This is a genomic window from Streptomyces atratus (assembly GCF_900119365.1).
GTDB classification, from domain to species: Bacteria; Actinomycetota; Actinomycetes; order Streptomycetales; family Streptomycetaceae; genus Streptomyces; species Streptomyces atratus_B.
In genome coordinates this window covers 98,122-114,554 of record NZ_FPJO01000003.1, presented here as the reverse complement: position 1 = coordinate 114,554, position 16,433 = coordinate 98,122, and the positions used below count along the sequence as shown (strand labels likewise).

Here is a 16,433-nt window from a genome sequence, read left to right as displayed (position 1 = left end):
TAGCCGGGCACTCTCCGGCCCCACCAACGGGTTTCGGGCCTGCGCTCCCGGCCGCCTCAGTAGCCGCCGGAACCCACGTGGTCCGCCAGGGCCAGTTCGCGGACGAAGGCCCTCACCCTCAGCAGGCACCGGGCGGCGAAGCGCACGGCCGGCGCGTGGTGGGGGCCGTACGCCGCGGTCCAGAGTGCGGGGACGTGCGCGGACGGCTGGATGTGAGTCATACCTCCAGCTTCGGCCCGCGTCCGTGATCGGTCCAACAGATGGTTCAGCCGGCTGCGATCGATAGCGTGGATGGATGGAGCTACGCCAACTCCGCCACTTCATGGCGGTGGTCACGCACGGCGGTTTCACCGCCGCCGCCGGTGCCGAGCTGATCGTGCAGTCCGCGCCGAGCACCTCCGTGCGCAACCTCGAACGGGGGCTGGGGGCCGAGCTGCCGAACTGCCGAACTGCCCGAGGGCATCGCCGGGTTCGCGACTGGCACGAGGACCTGGTACTGATCACCGCGCCGGGCCATCGACTGGCGACCGCCGGGCGCACCCTGATCAAGGATCTCGCCGACGAGCCGTTCGTGGACTTCCGTGCGGGCACCGGGCTGGAGACCGCGGTACGGAGACTGGCCGGACCGTGGTCCTCGCCGGGCGGGCGCCCGGGCCGCGCAACCCGGCGGCGGAGGCACTCCTCGACCGGCTGACGGCGTCTAGGGACGCAGCGCCCGCAGCAGCAGGTCGGCCAGGTGGTCGGCGACCTCCTGCCGGCTGAGCGGGCCGTCGGGGCGGTACCAGGTGGACAGATGATGGACCGAACCGAAGTGGTAGTCGACGATCAGGTCGGCCGGGGTGGCCGTGGAGAACACCCCGCTGCGCTGGCCCTCCTCCACCAGGGCCCGGAAACGCTCGTGGTAGCGCCGCCGCTCCACCCGGACCTGCTTGTTCTTCTCCGGGCTCAGGTGGTGCATGGACCGGAAGAAGATCGAGGCGTCGTCGAGGTTCTCGATGGTCGTGACGACCACGTCGGCCGCGGCGTCGCGCAGCCGCTGTTCCACCGGGGCGTCGGCGTCGGCGAAGGCGTCGAGGCGCTCCTGCTGGAGGCGGAGCACCCGGGCGTAGACCTCCTGGAGGAGGTCCTCCTTGGAGCCGAAGTAGTGGTAGAGCGCGCCCTTGGTGACGCCGGCCGCCTCGACGATCTCCTGGACCGAGGTGCGGTCGTAGCCCTGCTCGGCGAAGAGCCGGGTGGCGGCGGCCAGCAGCCGCTGAGGGACGGGAGCCGTGTCCCCGTCCGTCGCCTTGGCCATTGCCGCCACCTTCCTTCCGCGTGAATCGGTCTATCGGGGGGAACGCAGTTCCCGCCTGAGGATCTTCCCACTCGCCGTCTTCGGGAGTTCGCTCAGGATCTCGACCTCGCGCGACTCGGTCATGCGCCGGTCTCCTCCCACTTCTGCTGGAGATGGTTCATGCTGCCGAGCCAGTGGTCGGTGTCCTTGGCGCGGGCCCGGTAGTACCCGGCGACCTCAGGGTGCGGCAGGACCAGGAAGCGGTCCTCGGCCATGGCGTCGAAGAGCGCGTCGGCGACCGCCTCGGGCTCGATGGCGCTGGGGGCGAGGACGAGCTCCCCGGCCGATCCGGCGGCGGTGAGCATGTCCGTACGCACCCCCTGCGGGCAGATCGCGTGGACCTTGATGCCGCGGTGGCGGTAGGTGAGCGAGAGCCATTCGGCGAAGGCGACGACGCCGTGCTTGGTGACGCTGTACGGCGCGGCGCCGATCATCGTCAGCAGTCCGGCGGCGGAGGCGGTCGAGACGAAGCGTCCGCTGCCGCGCTCCAGCCAGCCGGGCAGCAGCGCCCCGGCCGCGCGGACGTGGGCCATCACATTGACGTCCCAGGCCGCGGCCCAGACCTCCTCGTCCGCGAAGACGTCGCCGGGCGAGGCGAGGCCGGCGTTGGCGCAGTAGACGTCGACGGTGCCGTCGAGCGCGTCCCTGGCGGCGTCCACGATCCGCGAGGCGTCACCGGCGACGGCGATGCCGCCGATCTCCTCGGCCAGCGTCTTGATCCTCGCCTCGTCGAGGTCGTTGACCACGACCCGCGCGCCCTGCGCCGCGAACCGGCGGGCCAGTGCGGCGCCGATGCCGCCTCCGGCCCCTGTGACCACCACGCCCGCGCCCTGCACCGCACTCATCGGGTCCCGCCTCCCTCAGCCGACTGCACCGGCAGACTAACCAGTCGGTATGCCGGAGCGGAAGGGGTGGACACCGCCCGGGAAGCACTCCCGTCACACCCGTCACGTCAGGCTCGTTCCGTATGGCCTGATCGCGCGCTAGCGTGCGTGACCATGACAGACGTCGCGATCATGGAGGTAGCCGAATGAGCCTGACCAGACGTGGTTTGCTGGCCGCCGGTGGTGCGGTGGGGGCCCTCGCGGCGACGGCCGCCGGGACCGGGGCCGCGAGCGCCGCCCCCGCCGCGGGCAAGGGGCACGGCCGGGTCCGCACCGGCTTCGACCGGCTGGCGGCGGACGGCTACGCGCTGCTGAAGGGCCAGAAGGTCGGGGTCGTCACCAACCCGACCGGGATCACCTCCGACGTGCGCCACATCGTCGATGTGATGCACCCGGACGAGCGGGTGGACCTGATCGCCGTCTTCGGGCCCGAGCACGGCTTCAGGGGCACCGCGCAGGCGGGCGGTTCGGAGGGGCGGTACGACGACCCGGCGACCGGACTGCCGGTCTACGACACGTACTTGAAGAGCGGTCAGCCGCTCGCCGATGTCTTCACGGCGTCCGGCGTGGACACGGTCGTCTTCGACATCCAGGACGCGGGCGCCCGCTTCTACACGTACATCTGGACGCTGTACGACTGCATGGAGGCGGCGGCGCGCGCGGGGAAGCGGTTCGTCGTCCTGGACCGGCCGAACCCGGTGACCGGGCGGGCGGCGCTCGGCCCGGTCCTCGACCCGGCGTTCGGCACGTTCGTGGGCCGCCGGGAGATCGCGCAGGCGCACGGCATGACGGTCACCGAGCTGGCCCTGCTCTTCAACGCCCGGTTCCTGGCCGACCGGCCGGTGGACCTGCGCATCGTGAAGATGTCCGGCTGGAAGCGCTCGGACTTCTTCGACGCGACCGGGCTGCCGTGGGTGCCGCCGAGCCCCAACATGCCGACGCCCGACACCGCGCTCGTCTACTCGGGTACCTGCCTGTTCGAGGGCACGAACCTCTCCGAGGGGCGCGGCACGACCCGGCCGTTCGAACTGCTCGGCGCGGAGGGCATCGACCACCGCTGGGCGGCGGCCGCGAACGCGCTCGGCCTGCCCGGGGTGGCGTTCCGCGAGGCGTACTTCGCGCCGACGTTCTCCAAGTTCCAGGGGAAGACGGTCGGTGGTGTGCAGCTGCACGTCCATGACCGCGAGGCCTTCGATCCGGTACGCACGGGCATCGCGCTGCTGGTGACGGCGAAGCGGACCTGGAACGGGTTCGCCTGGCGTTCGGACAACTGGATCGACAAGCTCACCGGCAACACCCGGGTCCGCACGATGATCGACGCCGGGGCGGACACGGACGAGGTGGTGGGGGCCTGGTCGGAGGATCTCGCCGCGTTCCGTGCCGTACGGAAGCGGTATCTCCAGTACCGGTGAGACGGCGCCGGGCGGGCCCGAAGGAGTCCGGACCCGCCCGGCTCAGCGGTTCAACCCCCTACCGGTGGGCGGGGAACTCCACCACCTGCTGGTACGTCGGGCGGTTCTGCCAGTGGATGGCCTTCTGGCCGATCCCGCCGAGCGGCCGGTGGACGATCGAGTCGGTGCACCACTGCTCGCCCGCCTTGCAGCTGCCGTCGCCCGGATAGACCTCCGTCGCCGGCCGGGCCACGGCCTGCTTCAGGGACGCGAGGAGCGCGTCACGGCAGCTGTCCGGATCGCCGTTGCCGCAGTACGTCCTGGCCAGCGGCCCCTTGACCGGCTGCCCGAGGACCTGGCGCAGATCCTTGTCCACGAAGCCCCACCAGCCGTACTGGAACGCGGATCCGCTGTGCGCCCCACTGGGTCCGTGGCTCGCCGCCGGGGACTCGTCCGTGGCGAGGTTGGCGGTCAGCGCCGCGTACAGACCGTCGCCGAGCCCCGGCTCGAACTCGGCCTCGACCAGTTCCGGCCACCATGCGTCCATGATCCGCACCGCGTCGGCGTGGCTGTAGGCGTGCGAACCGGGGCTGCTCTCCCGGCGCTGCGAGCCCGCCGCCCGCCAGGACTCCAACTGCTGGACGGCGCCGTTGAGTTCGGGGTCGGTCACCGGCCGGGAGCGGATCACCTTCAGCAGTTCGGGCAGCAGCTGCTCGCCGCGCAGATCGGTGACGGCGGCCTCGGCCATGGCCCGGGTGAGGGACGCGCGGGTCACCCCGCCCTCCTCGACCAGCTTCGCCACCCGGTCGTCCAGCAGGTCGCCCCGGTGCACGGCGCTGAGACCGAAGCCCGCGGCGGCGTACCCCTTGGCCTGCTTGTTGTTCCAGGAGACGTAGTAGTCCTGCCCGCTGGAGTGCGGGTGCTCGGCGAACGCGGTGTACGCGGCGGTGTTGGCGGCCGGTTCGTACCCCTGCCACTCGTAGGCCCGCTCGGCCCGCACCGGCAGCGCCGGGTCGACGCCCGTCGCGCGCACCGGGTTCATGCCGCTGTTGTAGTAGGCGGCGGTGCGGGAGTCGGCGTAGAACCAGTTGAAGGCGTAGTCGATATTGCTCGCCGCCCGCTGGAAGGAGGCGGCGTCCTTGACGTACGACGGATCGTTGAACATCTGGAAGCCGATGATCGAGTCGGCCTCGTGGCGGTAGGTGCTGCGCAGCGAGGTGTACGCGACGGGCTTGCCGCCCACGGTGGCGCGGTGAGTGACGACGCCGTAGTTCGTGCGCCGGACCTGCATCCGGTAGGAGCCCTTCGCCGTGGAGTCGGCGACGGTCGGCTTCCAGGAGTTGGTGTGCTCCAGCGTCTCCATGGCGGTGCAGGTGCCGCGGTGGAGGTAGTGCGTGGAGTCCTTGGTCGGCGTGGAGCCGTCGGGCTCGCACAGGTCGATGGCGTACGTGTCGGTGATGTCCTGGCCGGCCGAGGTGGCGCTCCAGGCGTAGTCCTGGCCGCGGCCCATCTGGATGTACATGCCGACGCCCGCGAAGGAGACACCGCGGGCGCTGATGCCCGGCCCCTGGAGTTCCTGGAGCATCATCAGCTGCGGGGCGAAGTAGCCGGTCTGCGGGCCGAACACGGCGATGGGGTTTCCGCTCGCGGTGTGCTTCCCGGAGACCAGCAGGGCGTTGGACATGCCGCGCTTCTGGGCGCCGGAGCCGGATCCGGGCAGCGAGCCCTCGGGGATGACGCCGTCGTCGTAGATGCCCTGGGCCTTCTTGAGCGGTGCCGGGGCCTTGACCGGGGCCTTCTTGTCGGTGCCCGCGGAGCCGGTGCGGTCGTATATCAGGGGCTCGGCGGTGACGGACCCGGAGTCGGGCAGCGCGGTGCCGCGGGCCTTGTCGGGCTTGCCCGCGTACGGGAACGAGGTGCCGTCGTGGACCGTCAGCACCGCCTCGGGGTCCTCGCGCTGACGGAACGACTCCCAGACCTTGGTGCCCTCGGCCACGCCGTACTTCTGCTGGGCGGCCAGCAGCGAGAGCGCTGCCTGCACCTCGCCGCCACCGCCGCCGCCGAACTGACCGCCGACGACCGAGGCGATGGAGATCAGGTCGGTCAGCTTGAACGGCTGGATCTCACCGACGTTGGTGATGGCGTCGATCTTGCCGGTGAGGACGTACTCGCCCGGGAAGTAGCGGCCGTTCTTGGACTTCTCCCGGTAGGCGTTGATGCCGTCGACGTATGCCTGGGCATCCGCCATGGCCTGCTCGCCGCGGGCACCCTCGTGGGTCCTGATGTACTCGACCTGGGCTTCGAGATCGGCCTCGGTGTACGGGGCCTGCGGCCAGAACTGCTGCTCCAGGCCCTGGTTGGCGAGGGCGCCGCCGGCGAACGAGGTCAGTTCGCCGCGTCCGATGTGCCGGAAGAGGTCCATCAGCCAGAGCCGGTCCTGCCCGGCGGCGAATCCGGCGCCGAACTCGGTGCCGTAGCGGGTGGTGCCCTTGATGTGCGGGACACCGGAGGCCTTGTCGCGGGTGATGGTGACGTCGTCGCGCGGCGAGGCGACGGACTCGACCTGATCCTCGGGCACACCGAAGGAGGCGTCGTTGAAGAAGTCGGTCAGCTTCTGGTCGGTGAGACCGGTGTGTCCGGCCACCAGGCCGTCGTAACGGTCGAGTTGGTCGTCGCTGTGCTTGGGGTGCGTGCCGAACGCCTTGTTGCCGAGGATCTCGACGAGGGTGGCGTTGCCGTTCTCGCCGGGCGGCAGGATGTCGTCGCACTGCCCCTGGCAGTAGTCGGTGACGGGGTCGGGTTCCGCGGCACCGGCCTGCGGCGAGGCCGCGAGCAGGGTGGTGCCGAGCGCGAGGACCGCCGCGACGGTGGCGGCTCTGAACTTGACGGTGCGTGGGGGCATGCGTGCTCCTCCGAGAGGCCGATGCGCCGGAGGTTACTGGCGGTACGACCCGTCGATAAGATGAGTAACCGTCACCTTTTCCGAATCGTCACATGGCGTCTTCCGCGGCGGCGCCGCACCGGTGGGCCACGCCGAATTCCGGACAACATCAGTCTTCGCGGGATCCGAACGGGGCAGTCGTACGTCCATCCCTTGACGCCGAAGTACGAGCGACGGAGGTGACGGTGCGGTGGCGGGATTCCGGAGTCTTGCGAGACAGGTGCGCGACCCGCGGAGCGACCTGGCACTGCGGCGGTATTCGCTGCGCAAGTGCCTGGAGAGGTTCGCCCCTTACGGACATCGGGCGACCTGGGACCATCTGTGCACCCGGCACGGAATCGGGCCCGAGGACCGGTCCCCCGATCCGGCGCGGCTGACGCGCGCGCTGGACGAGCTGGAGGCGGCGCGGACGGTCTGGCTCGGTTACGAAGCGGGGTTCGCCGAGCGCCGCAGGCGGGAGAAGCACGACGGGCTGCGTCGGCCCGGCGCTTTCGACGACTGGCACCGGCGCACCTGGGGCGGCCACGGGGTCGCCCGCTGCGAGGACCCGGCGGTGCATCCGTCGGCGCCGCTCGCCGAGGTGCTGAGCCGGCTGATCACGGCGCTGGAGTCGGAGCCGGGCACGGTCTGCCCGGTGTGCGCGGGCGCCGGGATCCGCTGGCGGCAGGATCTGCGGTGCGCCCCGTGGGCGGGGCCGGTCTGCACGGGGTGCGGGATCGTGGTGCCGCAGCCGGTACTGACCCCGCGGGCACTGGCGAAGGCCCGGAGCACACCGCGGCGGGACCTGGCATCGGCGGCGTGACGCGCGACGAGGGCGTCCGCCCCGGCCACGCCCGCCCGGCACCCGGACGGGCGGCGCCCGGCGCTACGCGCGCTCCGCCGGCGGGCGCTCCGGCATCAGGCGCGAGCCGCTGATCCGCCGGCCCGAGACATCGTTCGGGTTGGAGAGCACACAGTTCCCCAACGACAGACAGCCACAGCCGATGCAGTCGGTGAGATGGTCCCGCAGCCGCCCCAACTGCTCGATGCGGTCGTCCAGTTCGGAGCGCCAGGCCGCGGAGAGCCGTGCCCAGTCCTCGCGGTTCGGGGTGCGCTCCTCGGGGAGTTCGGCGAGGGCGTCCCGGATGGTGGCGAGCGGGATGCCGACCCGCTGCGCCGCACGGACGAACGCGACCCTGCGCAGCGCGTCCCTGCTGTAGCGGCGCTGGTTGCCACTGGTGCGGCGGCTGCTGATCAGGCCCTTGGCCTCGTAGAAGTGCAGGGCGGAAACGGCGGCGCCGCTGCGCGCGGAAAGCTGTCCGACCGTGAGTTCATGGAGTGTCTGTGGGATCTGGGGCACCCCTCCAACCCTACTGGCCCGCCCTCCGGCCGGTCCGCCGTTGACAGGAACGCACCCGCCAACCATGCTGAGCAAGCGCTTAGACAGCGCGACGGAGGATGGACCGGAGCGGGAAGGGCAGGGACCAGGGACATGGCAGAGCCGAGGATCTTCACGTCCGCGCAGGAGCTGAGCGACGGGGTGGGCGAGCAGCTGGGGCACAGCGACTGGCTGGAGGTCGACCAGAAGAGGATCGACCTCTTCGCCGAGGCCACCGGCGACCACCAGTGGATCCATGTGGACCCGGAGCGGGCCGCCGCCGGGCCGTTCGGCAGGACCATCGCCCACGGCTATCTCACGCTCTCGCTGCTGCCGGCGCTCGTACCGCAGATCATGCGGGTCGAGGGCATGAAGATGGGCATCAACTACGGGACGAACAAGGTCCGTTTCCCGTCCACCGTGCCCGTGGGCTCACGGCTGCGCGCCTCGGCCGTCCTGAAGAGCGTCGAGGAGGCCGGGGGCGGGGTGCAGGTCACCGCCGCCGTCACGGTCGAGCGCGAGGGCGGCGACAAGCCGGTGTGCGTGGCCGAGTCGGTGTCCCGCTACTACTTCTGACGACGCGGACCGCCGCCGCTACCGCTTGGCGGCGACCATGCGCAGCACGAGGTCGGCGTAGAGTTCGCCGACCTCGTCCGGCGTCCGGCTGCCCTGCGCGTTGAACCAGCGCGCCACGTCGATGCAGAGCGAGAGCACCGCGAGCGTGGTGCCGGGGACGTCGGGGACGTCGAACTCCCCCGCCCGCACACCCTCACCGATGATCCGGCGCACCACCGCGTCGCTCCTGCGGCGCAGCTCGACGATCTCGGCGCGGTGCTCCTCGCCGAGGGCGTCGAGCTCGTACTGGACCACGCGGGCGGTGGTGTGCCGCTCGGCGTGCCAGCGGACGAAGGACCGTACGGCCTCGGCCAGCCGCTCGGCCGCCGTGCCCCCGCCGTCGGCGGCGGCCTCCAGGACGAACAGGGCGCGGTCGTGGCCGATCCTGCTGATCCGGTGGAGCAGCTCTTCCTTCGTCCTGTAGTGGATGTAGAGCGCGGCGGGACTCATCCCCGCCCGGCCCGCGATGTCGCGGGTGGTGGTGGCGTGGTACCCGCGCTCGGCGAAGGCGTCGACGGCGGCGACGAGCAGCCGCCGGGCCGCCTCGGGCGTCACCTCGGCCCACGGCGCGCTGTCGCCGTCGGTCTCCTCCGCCGTGCTCATCGTCACTCGCCCCTCTCGTCAGCAGGACGAACACCATACCCCGAACCTGAGCAAGCGCTTAGGGCCCGTCCGGCGGGACCGTCAGAGCTTCTGGAAGGGGTCGTGCTCGGCGAGGATCTTCTCCAGCCGGGCCTGGTCGACCCGGCTGACGATCTGTCCCGCCTCCTGGCGGTCACGGATGACCTTGGCCAGGGTGAAGCAGGAGGTGACGAGGTAGAGGACGCCGATCGCGAGGAATCCGCGGACCCAGGCGTCGGCGTCGAGGAAGTAGATACCGAGAGCCACGGCGCCGATCGCCACCCCGAAGGAGGCGACGGCCTGGCCGTAGAAGGCCGCGGTGCTCTGCTGCTTGACCGATGCTGTCTCACTCATGGCACCCAGCATCGGCCGACGTGGCGTGTGCCACATCCGCTCCGGTACTCAGCCGGTACTCAGACGTCCGTTCGAGCGGCGGTGCGGGTCAGAAGGCGGAGACCCCCGTCAGCGCGCGGCCGATGATCAGCTTCTGGATCTGGCTGGTGCCCTCGTACAGCGTCATCACACGGGCGTCGCGCAGCAGCTTGCCGACGGGATACTCGTCGATGCAGCCGTAGCCGCCGAAGACCTGGAGCGCGTTGCTGGCGGCGCGGACGGCGGCTTCGGAGGCGAAGAGCTTGGCCTTGGAGGCGGCGGTGGCGAAGTCCTCGCCGCGGTCGATGAGGTCCGCCACCCGCCAGGTCAGCAGCCGGGCGGCGTCGACGTCCACGGAGATGTCGCTGATGAGCTCCTGGACGAGCTGGTGGCTCGCGATGGACTTGCCGAACTGCTCGCGCTCGCCCGCGTAGCCCACGGCGGCGTCGAGGGCGGCCTGTGCGATGCCGACACAGCCGGCCGCGACCGACATCCGCCCCTTGGCCAGGGCGGACATGGCGATGGCGAAGCCCTTGCCCTCCGGGCCCAGGAGCGCCGACGCGGGCACCCGGACGTCCTCCAGGACCACCTCGGCGGTGGCCTGGCCGCGCAGGCCGAGCTTGCCGTGGATGGTGCGGCGGCTGAGGCCGGGGGTGTCGGTGGGGACCAGGAAGGCGGATATGCCCTTGTGGCCGGGGGTGTCGTCGGTGCGGGCGAAAAGCAGCACCACATCGGCCCAGGTGCCGTTGGTGATGAACATCTTGCTGCCGTTGACGACGTAGTTGTCACCGTCCCGGACGGCCCTCGTCGTCAGGTTCCCGGCGTCCGAGCCGGTGCCGGGCTCGGTGAGGCCGAAGCAGCCGATCACCTCGCCCGCGGTGAGCCCGGGCAGCCAGTGCCGCTTCTGCTTCTCGTCACCCCAGGCGGCGATGGTCTTGGCGACGAGGCCGAGGGAGACGGAGACGATGCCGCGGACCGAGGAGTCGCCGCGCCCGAGCTCCTCGGTGACCAGGCAGTACGCGAGGTGATCGCCGCCCGAGCCGCCGTACTCCTCGGGGACGGTCAGCCCGAGGAAGCCGACGGAGCCCAGCTTCTTCACGATCGACTTGTCGACGCTCTCGGCCCGGTCCCACTCCACGACGTGCGGGGCGATCTCGCGGGCGACGAAGTCCTTGGCGAGCTGCCGGACGGCTTCCTGCTCCTCGCCGAGCTCCAGGTTCATCCTTCGACTCCCCACTTTTAATTAGCACTGCTAGTTTTTCGCTTGCAGGCCCTACTATGTGCCGCATGGCCCGACCGCGCAAGCCCCTCCTCAGCAGAGACCGCATCGTCGAGGCGGCGAGCGCACTCGTGGACTCCGAGGGGCTCGACGCCGTGTCCACCCGTCGGCTCGCGGCCGAACTCGGGGTCAGCGGACCCTCGCTCTACAACCACTTCCGCAACAAGGACGAGATCCTGGACGCGGTCGCGGACGCCGTGTCCGCGCAGGTCGATCTGTCGATGTTCGACGAGCCGGACACCCGCGACTGGCGTGCCGCCCTGCACGACTGGGCCGTCTCCTATCGTGCGGCGCTCACCGAGCACCCGCACATCGTTCCGGTGCTCGCCCAGGGGCCGGGCCGCAGGCCGGCCGGTCTCCGGGTCGCCGACGCGGTGTTCGGCGCGATGGTCCGGGCCGGCTGGCCGCCCGCCCAGGCGACGTACATCGGGGCCCTGATGCGGTACTTCATCACCGGTTCGGCACTGGGCTCCTTCGCCCGCGGCTTCGTCGACGACGAGACGGCGTACGACCCCGCCGACTACCCGCACCTCGGCCAGGCCCATCTGCTGGCCGAACGGCGCCAGAAGGTCGACGAGGGGGCCTTCGAGACCGGGCTGCGGGCCCTGGTCGACGGCCTCTCGCTGCAGTACGAACTCCTGTCACCGGGCGGAACGGTTCGGCCGGCACCGAAGCGTTCCTGACGCATCCTGGTTCCCATGGCACGCATGGCACACCCCGACCCGGCCGCACCCCGGCTGGCCGCCCTGGCCGCGCTCCTCGCCGACGCGACCCGCGCCGCCTTCTGCCTGGCCCTGCTCGACGGCCGGGCCTGGACCGCCGGGGAACTGGCCCGGTACGCCTCCGTGGCGCCGTCGACCGCCAGCGAACACCTCGGCAAGCTCGTCGCGGGCGGGCTGCTGGCCGAGGAGCGGCAGGGCCGCCACCGCTATCTGCGGCTGGCCGACGAACGGATCGCGCACCTCGTCGAGAACCTGGCGGGGCGGATGGGCGCCACCACATACGCGGTACCGGCCCTGGTGGTGCTGATGTCCTGGCTGCTGCTGGACGAGGTGCCCGCGCCGCTCGCGGTCGCCGGAGGGCTGCTCTGCCTGGCCGGGGTGGCGGTCTCCCGGACGCGCCCTAGAAGATCACCAGAGCCCGCCCTCCCTTCCCCGCGATCATGTTCTCGAACGCGGCCGGGATGCCGTCGAGGGTGATGCGCTCGGTCACCAGGGCGCCGAGGTCGAGCCACCCCTCCCTGACATGGGCGGCCAGCACCGGCAGGTCCCGCGCGGGGTCGGAGTTGCCGTAGACGCAGCCGGAGAGGGTGCGTCCCCAGTGGAAGATCTCCAGGGCGTTGAAGGTGACCTGCTGGTCCTTGCCGCCGATGCCGACGACCGTGGTCCGGCCGCCGCGGCGGGTCGACTCCCAGGCGGTGCGGATGGTGGTGGCGCGGCCCACGCACTCGATGGCGGCGTCCACCCCCTGCTTGTCCGTGAGGGCCCGGATCTCGCGGGTGGTGTTCTCCGAGGCGACCACGTAGTCGGTGGCGCCCGCCCGGCGGGCCAGCTCCTCCTTCTGCGGGGAGACGTCGACCGCGACGATGCGCGAGGCTCCGGCGATACGGGCGGCCTGGAGCGCGGCCAGCCCCACTCCCCCGGCGCCGAACACGGCCACCGTCTCGCCCTCGCGCAGCCGCGCCGAGTGGTGCACGGCGCCGTATCCGGTGAGGACCGCACAGCCCAGGAGGGCGGCGTCGGTGAGCGGGATGCCGCCCGGGACGGGCAGGACGCAGCCCGCCGGGACCACCGTCTCCTCGGCGAACGCGGCGACGTTGAGACCGGGGTGCAGCTCGCCGCCGCCGTCGGCGCGCCGGGCGTGCACGGCGCCCGCTCCGTTCAGGGCATTGGCGCACAGCCAGACCTCGCCCAGCGCGCAGGCATGACAACTGCCGCAGGAGGGAGCCCAGTTGAGGACGACGCCGTCGCCCGGCGCGACATGGGTGACGCCCTCGCCGACCGCGACGACGGTGCCCGCGCCCTCATGGCCGAGGACGGCGGGGACGGGCACCCGCATGGTGCCGTCGGACAGCGAGAGGTCGGAGTGGCAGACGCCGGCGGCGGCGAGGGCGACCCTCACCCGGCCGGGGCCGGGCTCCGGGAGTTCGATGTCGGTGATCTCCAGGGGAGCTTTGACGGCGGGCAGTACGGCGGCGCGGACCACGAACAGGCTCCTTGACGATCGGCAGCGGGGAAACGGGGCGGTGCGGGGCGGTCAGAACTGGAGGGACTTGGTCTGGAGGTACTCCGCGAGCCCGTGGGAGCCGAGTTCGCGGCCGACGCCGGACTGCTTGTAGCCGCCGAACGGGGCGAGCGGGTTGAACCGGCCGCCGTTGATGTCGACCTGACCGGTGTCCATCCGCCGGGCGAAGGCCACCGCCTCCGCCTCGTCGCCCGCCCAGACCGCGCCCGCGAGGCCGTACACGGTGCCGTTGGCGATGCGCAGGGCGTCGTCCTCGTCCTCGTAGCGGATGAGCGAGACGACGGGGCCGAAGATCTCCTCCTGGGCGATGGTCATCTCCGGGGTGACATCGGCGAACACGGTGGGGCTGACGTAGTAGCCCTGTTCGCGCGGGGCTTCGGGGCCGCCCGCGACGAGGCGGGCGCCCTGCGCCACACCCTTCTCGATGTAGCCGCGCACCCGCGCGTGCTGCTTGGCGTTGACGAGCGGGCCGATGCGGTCGCCGTACTTGGCGGCCGCCTCCGCGGCGAGCGCGACCGCCTCGTCGTACTGTGAGGTGTGCACCAGCATCCGGGTCCAGGCGCTGCACGTCTGGCCGGAGTTGCCCATGACGTTGGCGACGCCGACGGCGACGGCCTTGGCGAGGTCCGCGCTCGGCAGGATGACGTTGGCGGACTTGCCGCCCAGTTCGAGGGCGACGCGTTTGACGGCTGCGCCGGCCGTGGCGCCGATCCGCCTGCCGACGGCGGTGGAGCCGGTGAACGAGACCAGGTCGACGCCTTCGTGCTCGGCCAGGGCCTGTCCGGCGACCGGGCCGAGGCCGGTGACCAGGTTGAACACGCCTGCGGGGACGCCCGCTTCATGGACCGCCTCGGCGAAGAGCTGGGCGGTCAGCGGGGTGTCCTCGGCGGGCTTGAGGACGACCGTGCAGCCCGCCGCGAGCGCGGGGGCGACCTTGGCGACGATCTGGTGCAGCGGGTAGTTCCACGGGGTGATCGCGCCGACGACGCCGACCGGCTCGGCGTACACGGTGGAGTTGCCGACCTTCTCCTCGAAGGCGTACGAGGCGGCGAGCTCGGCGTACGAACCGGCCACCAGGATCGGCACGCCCGCGTGCACCGCCTGCGAGAAGGGCAGCGGCGCGCCGAGTTCGGCGGTGACGGATTCGGCGATCTCGTCCTTGCGGGCGACGAGCACGTCACGCAGGGCGGCGATCCGCGCGGCCCGCTCGGCGGGCGCGGTGGCCGCCCAGGCGGGGAGCGCGGCGCGGGCGGCCCGTACCGCGGCGTCCACGTCCTCGACGGTGCCCGCCGGGACCTCGGCGATGACCTGTTCGTCCACCGGATTCACCACCGCGATCGTGTCCCGTCCCGCGGCGGGCCGCCAGGCCCCGTCGATGTACATGCCGTCGTGGGCCTTCATCGCTGTTCCTCCCGGTCACCGTTGCGGACGGGGTCGTCCGCAATCCAAACTAGCGCTGTTAGTTTTCAGGCGCCAGAGACGCCCGTCACGCCAGGGGCTGCCGGTCGAGTTCCCCGTGCTGCGCACCGGGGTTCTCGAACTGGGTGCGGTACAGCTCCTCGTACCGGCCGCCCGCCGCGAGGAGTTCGTCGTGCGTGCCCCGCTGCACGATCCGCCCGTCCTCCACGACCAGGATGAGGTCGGCGGTCCGTACCGTGGAGAGCCGGTGGGCGATCACGACCGCGGTGCGACCGGCGAGCGCCTCGGCGAGTGCTTCCTGGACGGCCGCCTCGGAGGTGTTGTCGAGGTGGGCGGTGGCCTCGTCGAGGATGACGACGCGCTGGCGGGCCAGGAGCAGCCGGGCGATGGTCAGGCGCTGGCGTTCGCCGCCGGAGAGCCGGTAGCCGCGTTCACCGACGACGGTGTCGAGCCCGTCGGGCAGCGAGGCGACGAGACCGTCCAGGCGGGCGCGGCGCAGCGCGTCCCAGAGGTCCTCCTCGGCGGCGTCGGGGCGGGCGAGCAGCAGGTTGGCGCGCACCGATTCGTGGAAGAGGTGGCCGTCCTGGGTGACCATGCCGAGGGTGTCGCGCAGGGTGTCGGCGGTCAGGTCGCGTACGTCGACGCCGCCGATGCGTACCGCGCCCTCGTCCGTGTCGTACAGCCGCGGCAGCAGTTGGGCGATGGTCGACTTGCCCGCGCCGGAGGAGCCGACGAGTGCCACGGTCTGGCCGGGCTCGGCGCGGAAGGAGACTCCGCGCAGCACTTCTCCGCCGCCGCGGGTGTCGAGGCTCGCGACATCCTCCAGCGAGGCGAGCGAGACCTTGTCGGCGGACGGGTAGCCGAACCGCACCCGGTCGAACTCGACGGACACCGGTCCGTCCGGGACCGTCCGCGCGTCCGGCTTCTGGTCGATGAGCGGCTTGAGATCGAGGACCTCGAAGACCCGCTCGAAGCTGACGAGTGCGCTCATCACCTCGACGCGCGCCCCGGCGAGTGCGGTGAGCGGTGCGTACAGCCGGGTCAGCAGGAGGGCGAGGGCCACGACCGCGCCCGCGTCGAGCTGCCCGCGCAGTGCGTAGAACCCGCCGAGCCCGTAGACCAGGGCGAGGGCCAGCGCGGACACGAGGGTGAGGGCGGTGATGAACGCGGACTGGGCCATGGCCGTGCGTACGCCGATGTCGCGCACCCGGCCGGCTCTGACGGCGAATTCGGCGGACTCGTCGGCGGGGCGGCCGAAGAGCTTGATCAGGGTGGCGCCGGGGGCGGAGAAGCGCTCGGTCATCCGGGTGCCCATCGCGGCGTTGTGGGCGGCGGCCTCCCGCTGGAGCCGCGCCATCCGGGTGCCCATCCGCCGGGCCGGCAGCACGAACACTGGCAGCAGCACCAGCGCGAGCACGGTGATCTGCCAGGAGATGGAGAGCATGACACCGAGGGTGAGCAGCAGCGTCACGACATTGCTGACGACCCCGGACAGCGTGTTGCTGAAGGCTCGCTGGGCCCCGATGACGTCGTTGTTGAGGCGGCTGACGAGCGCGCCGGTGCGGGTCCGGGTGAAGAAGGCGACCGGCATGCGCTGCACATGGTCGAAGACGGCGGTGCGCAGATCGAGGATCAGGCCCTCGCCGAGATTGGCCGAGAGCCAGCGGCTGACCAGGCCCAGTGCGGCCTCCGCGACGGCGATCACGGCGATGAGGAGGGACAGCCGGGTGACGGTGCCCGACTCCTTGCCGCTCACGATCGCGTTCACGACGCGGCCGGCGAGGACGGGGGTGGCGACCGCGAGCAGTGCCGTCGCCACGCTCAGGATCAGGAAGAGGGCGACGCGGCGCCGGTGCGGGCGGGCGAAGGCGGCGATGCGCCGCAGGGTGTTCCGGTCGAAGGGGCGTCGGTCCGCTTGCGCGTTCATGACGTTGTGGAGCTGTGTCCACGCCGTGGTTTCCATGCTCATGGGAGGAA

16 protein-coding genes and 1 pseudogene are annotated in these 16,433 nt (G+C 71.7%); 6 read left to right on the top strand and 11 right to left on the bottom strand.

Features of this window, described 5'->3' with window-relative positions; genetic code table 11:
* Positions 1-56 precede the first annotated feature (56 nt).
* Complete coding sequence (locus tag BT364_RS41375; protein ID WP_177328055.1) at positions 57-221, bottom strand: hypothetical protein; 165 nt, start codon at positions 219-221, stop codon at positions 57-59.
* A 74-nt stretch (positions 222-295) separates the two neighbouring features.
* Here BT364_RS41375 and BT364_RS07385 point away from each other — a divergent pair, with 74 nt between their 5' ends.
* Positions 296-694 carry a LysR family transcriptional regulator gene (locus tag BT364_RS07385; protein WP_256259620.1) on the top strand — a complete coding sequence of 133 codons (399 nt, stop codon included), beginning with the start codon at positions 296-298 and terminating at the stop codon, positions 692-694.
* Positions 695-700: 6 nt separating this feature from the next.
* On the opposite strand, the gene BT364_RS07380 is transcribed toward BT364_RS07385, so the two are convergent.
* Positions 701-1,294: a TetR/AcrR family transcriptional regulator gene (locus tag BT364_RS07380; RefSeq protein ID WP_072484309.1), complete on the bottom strand. Its 594-nt coding sequence runs from the start codon at positions 1,292-1,294 to the stop codon at positions 701-703.
* Between the two features lie 119 nt (positions 1,295-1,413).
* Positions 1,414-2,178, bottom strand: a complete 765-nt coding sequence (locus BT364_RS07375) for an SDR family oxidoreductase (RefSeq protein WP_072484308.1) — start codon at positions 2,176-2,178, stop codon at positions 1,414-1,416.
* Between the two features lie 185 nt (positions 2,179-2,363).
* On the opposite strand from BT364_RS07375, the gene BT364_RS07370 reads away from it, so the two are divergent.
* Positions 2,364-3,629 (top strand): exo-beta-N-acetylmuramidase NamZ family protein, encoded by a 1,266-nt coding sequence (locus BT364_RS07370; RefSeq protein WP_072484307.1) that lies wholly within the window; start codon positions 2,364-2,366, stop codon positions 3,627-3,629.
* 58 nt (positions 3,630-3,687) lie between these two features.
* Here BT364_RS07370 and BT364_RS07365 read toward each other — a convergent pair whose 3' ends face one another.
* A complete protein-coding gene (locus BT364_RS07365; protein WP_072484306.1) occupies positions 3,688-6,510 on the bottom strand; it encodes a penicillin acylase family protein in 2,823 nt (940 codons plus the stop codon).
* Between the two features lie 229 nt (positions 6,511-6,739).
* Here BT364_RS07365 and BT364_RS07360 point away from each other — a divergent pair, with 229 nt between their 5' ends.
* Positions 6,740-7,351, top strand: coding sequence for a hypothetical protein (locus tag BT364_RS07360; protein ID WP_072484305.1), 612 nt, complete (start codon positions 6,740-6,742; stop codon positions 7,349-7,351).
* 63 nt (positions 7,352-7,414) lie between these two features.
* On the opposite strand, the gene soxR is transcribed toward BT364_RS07360, so the two are convergent.
* On the bottom strand, positions 7,415-7,888 hold the full coding sequence (soxR, locus tag BT364_RS07355) for a redox-sensitive transcriptional activator SoxR (RefSeq protein ID WP_072484304.1): 474 nt from the start codon (positions 7,886-7,888) through the stop codon (positions 7,415-7,417).
* Positions 7,889-8,020: 132 nt separating this feature from the next.
* Here soxR and BT364_RS07350 point away from each other — a divergent pair, with 132 nt between their 5' ends.
* Positions 8,021-8,482, top strand: coding sequence for a MaoC family dehydratase (locus tag BT364_RS07350; RefSeq protein WP_072484303.1), 462 nt, complete (start codon positions 8,021-8,023; stop codon positions 8,480-8,482).
* Between the two features lie 18 nt (positions 8,483-8,500).
* Here the strand turns inward: BT364_RS07350 and BT364_RS07345 are convergent, their stop codons facing one another.
* The 3 genes from BT364_RS07345 to BT364_RS07335 all read right to left on the bottom strand — a co-directional run bounded on the left by BT364_RS07345 (position 8,501) and on the right by BT364_RS07335 (position 10,736).
* Positions 8,501-9,124, bottom strand: coding sequence for a TetR/AcrR family transcriptional regulator (locus tag BT364_RS07345; RefSeq protein WP_072484575.1), 624 nt, complete (start codon positions 9,122-9,124; stop codon positions 8,501-8,503).
* An 81-nt stretch (positions 9,125-9,205) separates the two neighbouring features.
* Positions 9,206-9,496: a YiaA/YiaB family inner membrane protein gene (locus tag BT364_RS07340; protein ID WP_177328054.1), complete on the bottom strand. Its 291-nt coding sequence runs from the start codon at positions 9,494-9,496 to the stop codon at positions 9,206-9,208.
* An 88-nt stretch (positions 9,497-9,584) separates the two neighbouring features.
* A complete protein-coding gene (locus tag BT364_RS07335) occupies positions 9,585-10,736 on the bottom strand; it encodes an acyl-CoA dehydrogenase family protein (protein ID WP_072484301.1) in 1,152 nt (383 codons plus the stop codon).
* 65 nt (positions 10,737-10,801) lie between these two features.
* On the opposite strand from BT364_RS07335, the gene BT364_RS07330 reads away from it, so the two are divergent.
* Together BT364_RS07330 and BT364_RS07325 are read left to right on the top strand one after the other, a co-directional pair.
* Entirely contained in the window at positions 10,802-11,476 is a 675-nt protein-coding gene (locus tag BT364_RS07330) for a TetR/AcrR family transcriptional regulator (protein ID WP_072484300.1), read from the top strand.
* Positions 11,477-11,491: 15 nt separating this feature from the next.
* A pseudogene (locus BT364_RS07325) lies at positions 11,492-11,779 on the top strand (ArsR/SmtB family transcription factor); the annotation flags it as partial.
* A 136-nt stretch (positions 11,780-11,915) separates the two neighbouring features.
* Here the strand turns inward: BT364_RS07325 and BT364_RS07320 are convergent.
* From BT364_RS07320 to BT364_RS07310, 3 genes are all read right to left on the bottom strand, one after another.
* Positions 11,916-12,998 (bottom strand): Zn-dependent alcohol dehydrogenase, encoded by a 1,083-nt coding sequence (locus tag BT364_RS07320; RefSeq protein WP_072484299.1) that lies wholly within the window; start codon positions 12,996-12,998, stop codon positions 11,916-11,918.
* Positions 12,999-13,049: 51 nt separating this feature from the next.
* Positions 13,050-14,438 (bottom strand): aldehyde dehydrogenase family protein, encoded by a 1,389-nt coding sequence (locus BT364_RS07315; protein WP_072484298.1) that lies wholly within the window; start codon positions 14,436-14,438, stop codon positions 13,050-13,052.
* Between the two features lie 85 nt (positions 14,439-14,523).
* A complete protein-coding gene (locus BT364_RS07310) occupies positions 14,524-16,425 on the bottom strand; it encodes an ABC transporter ATP-binding protein (RefSeq protein WP_072484297.1) in 1,902 nt (633 codons plus the stop codon).
* Positions 16,426-16,433 lie beyond the last annotated feature (8 nt).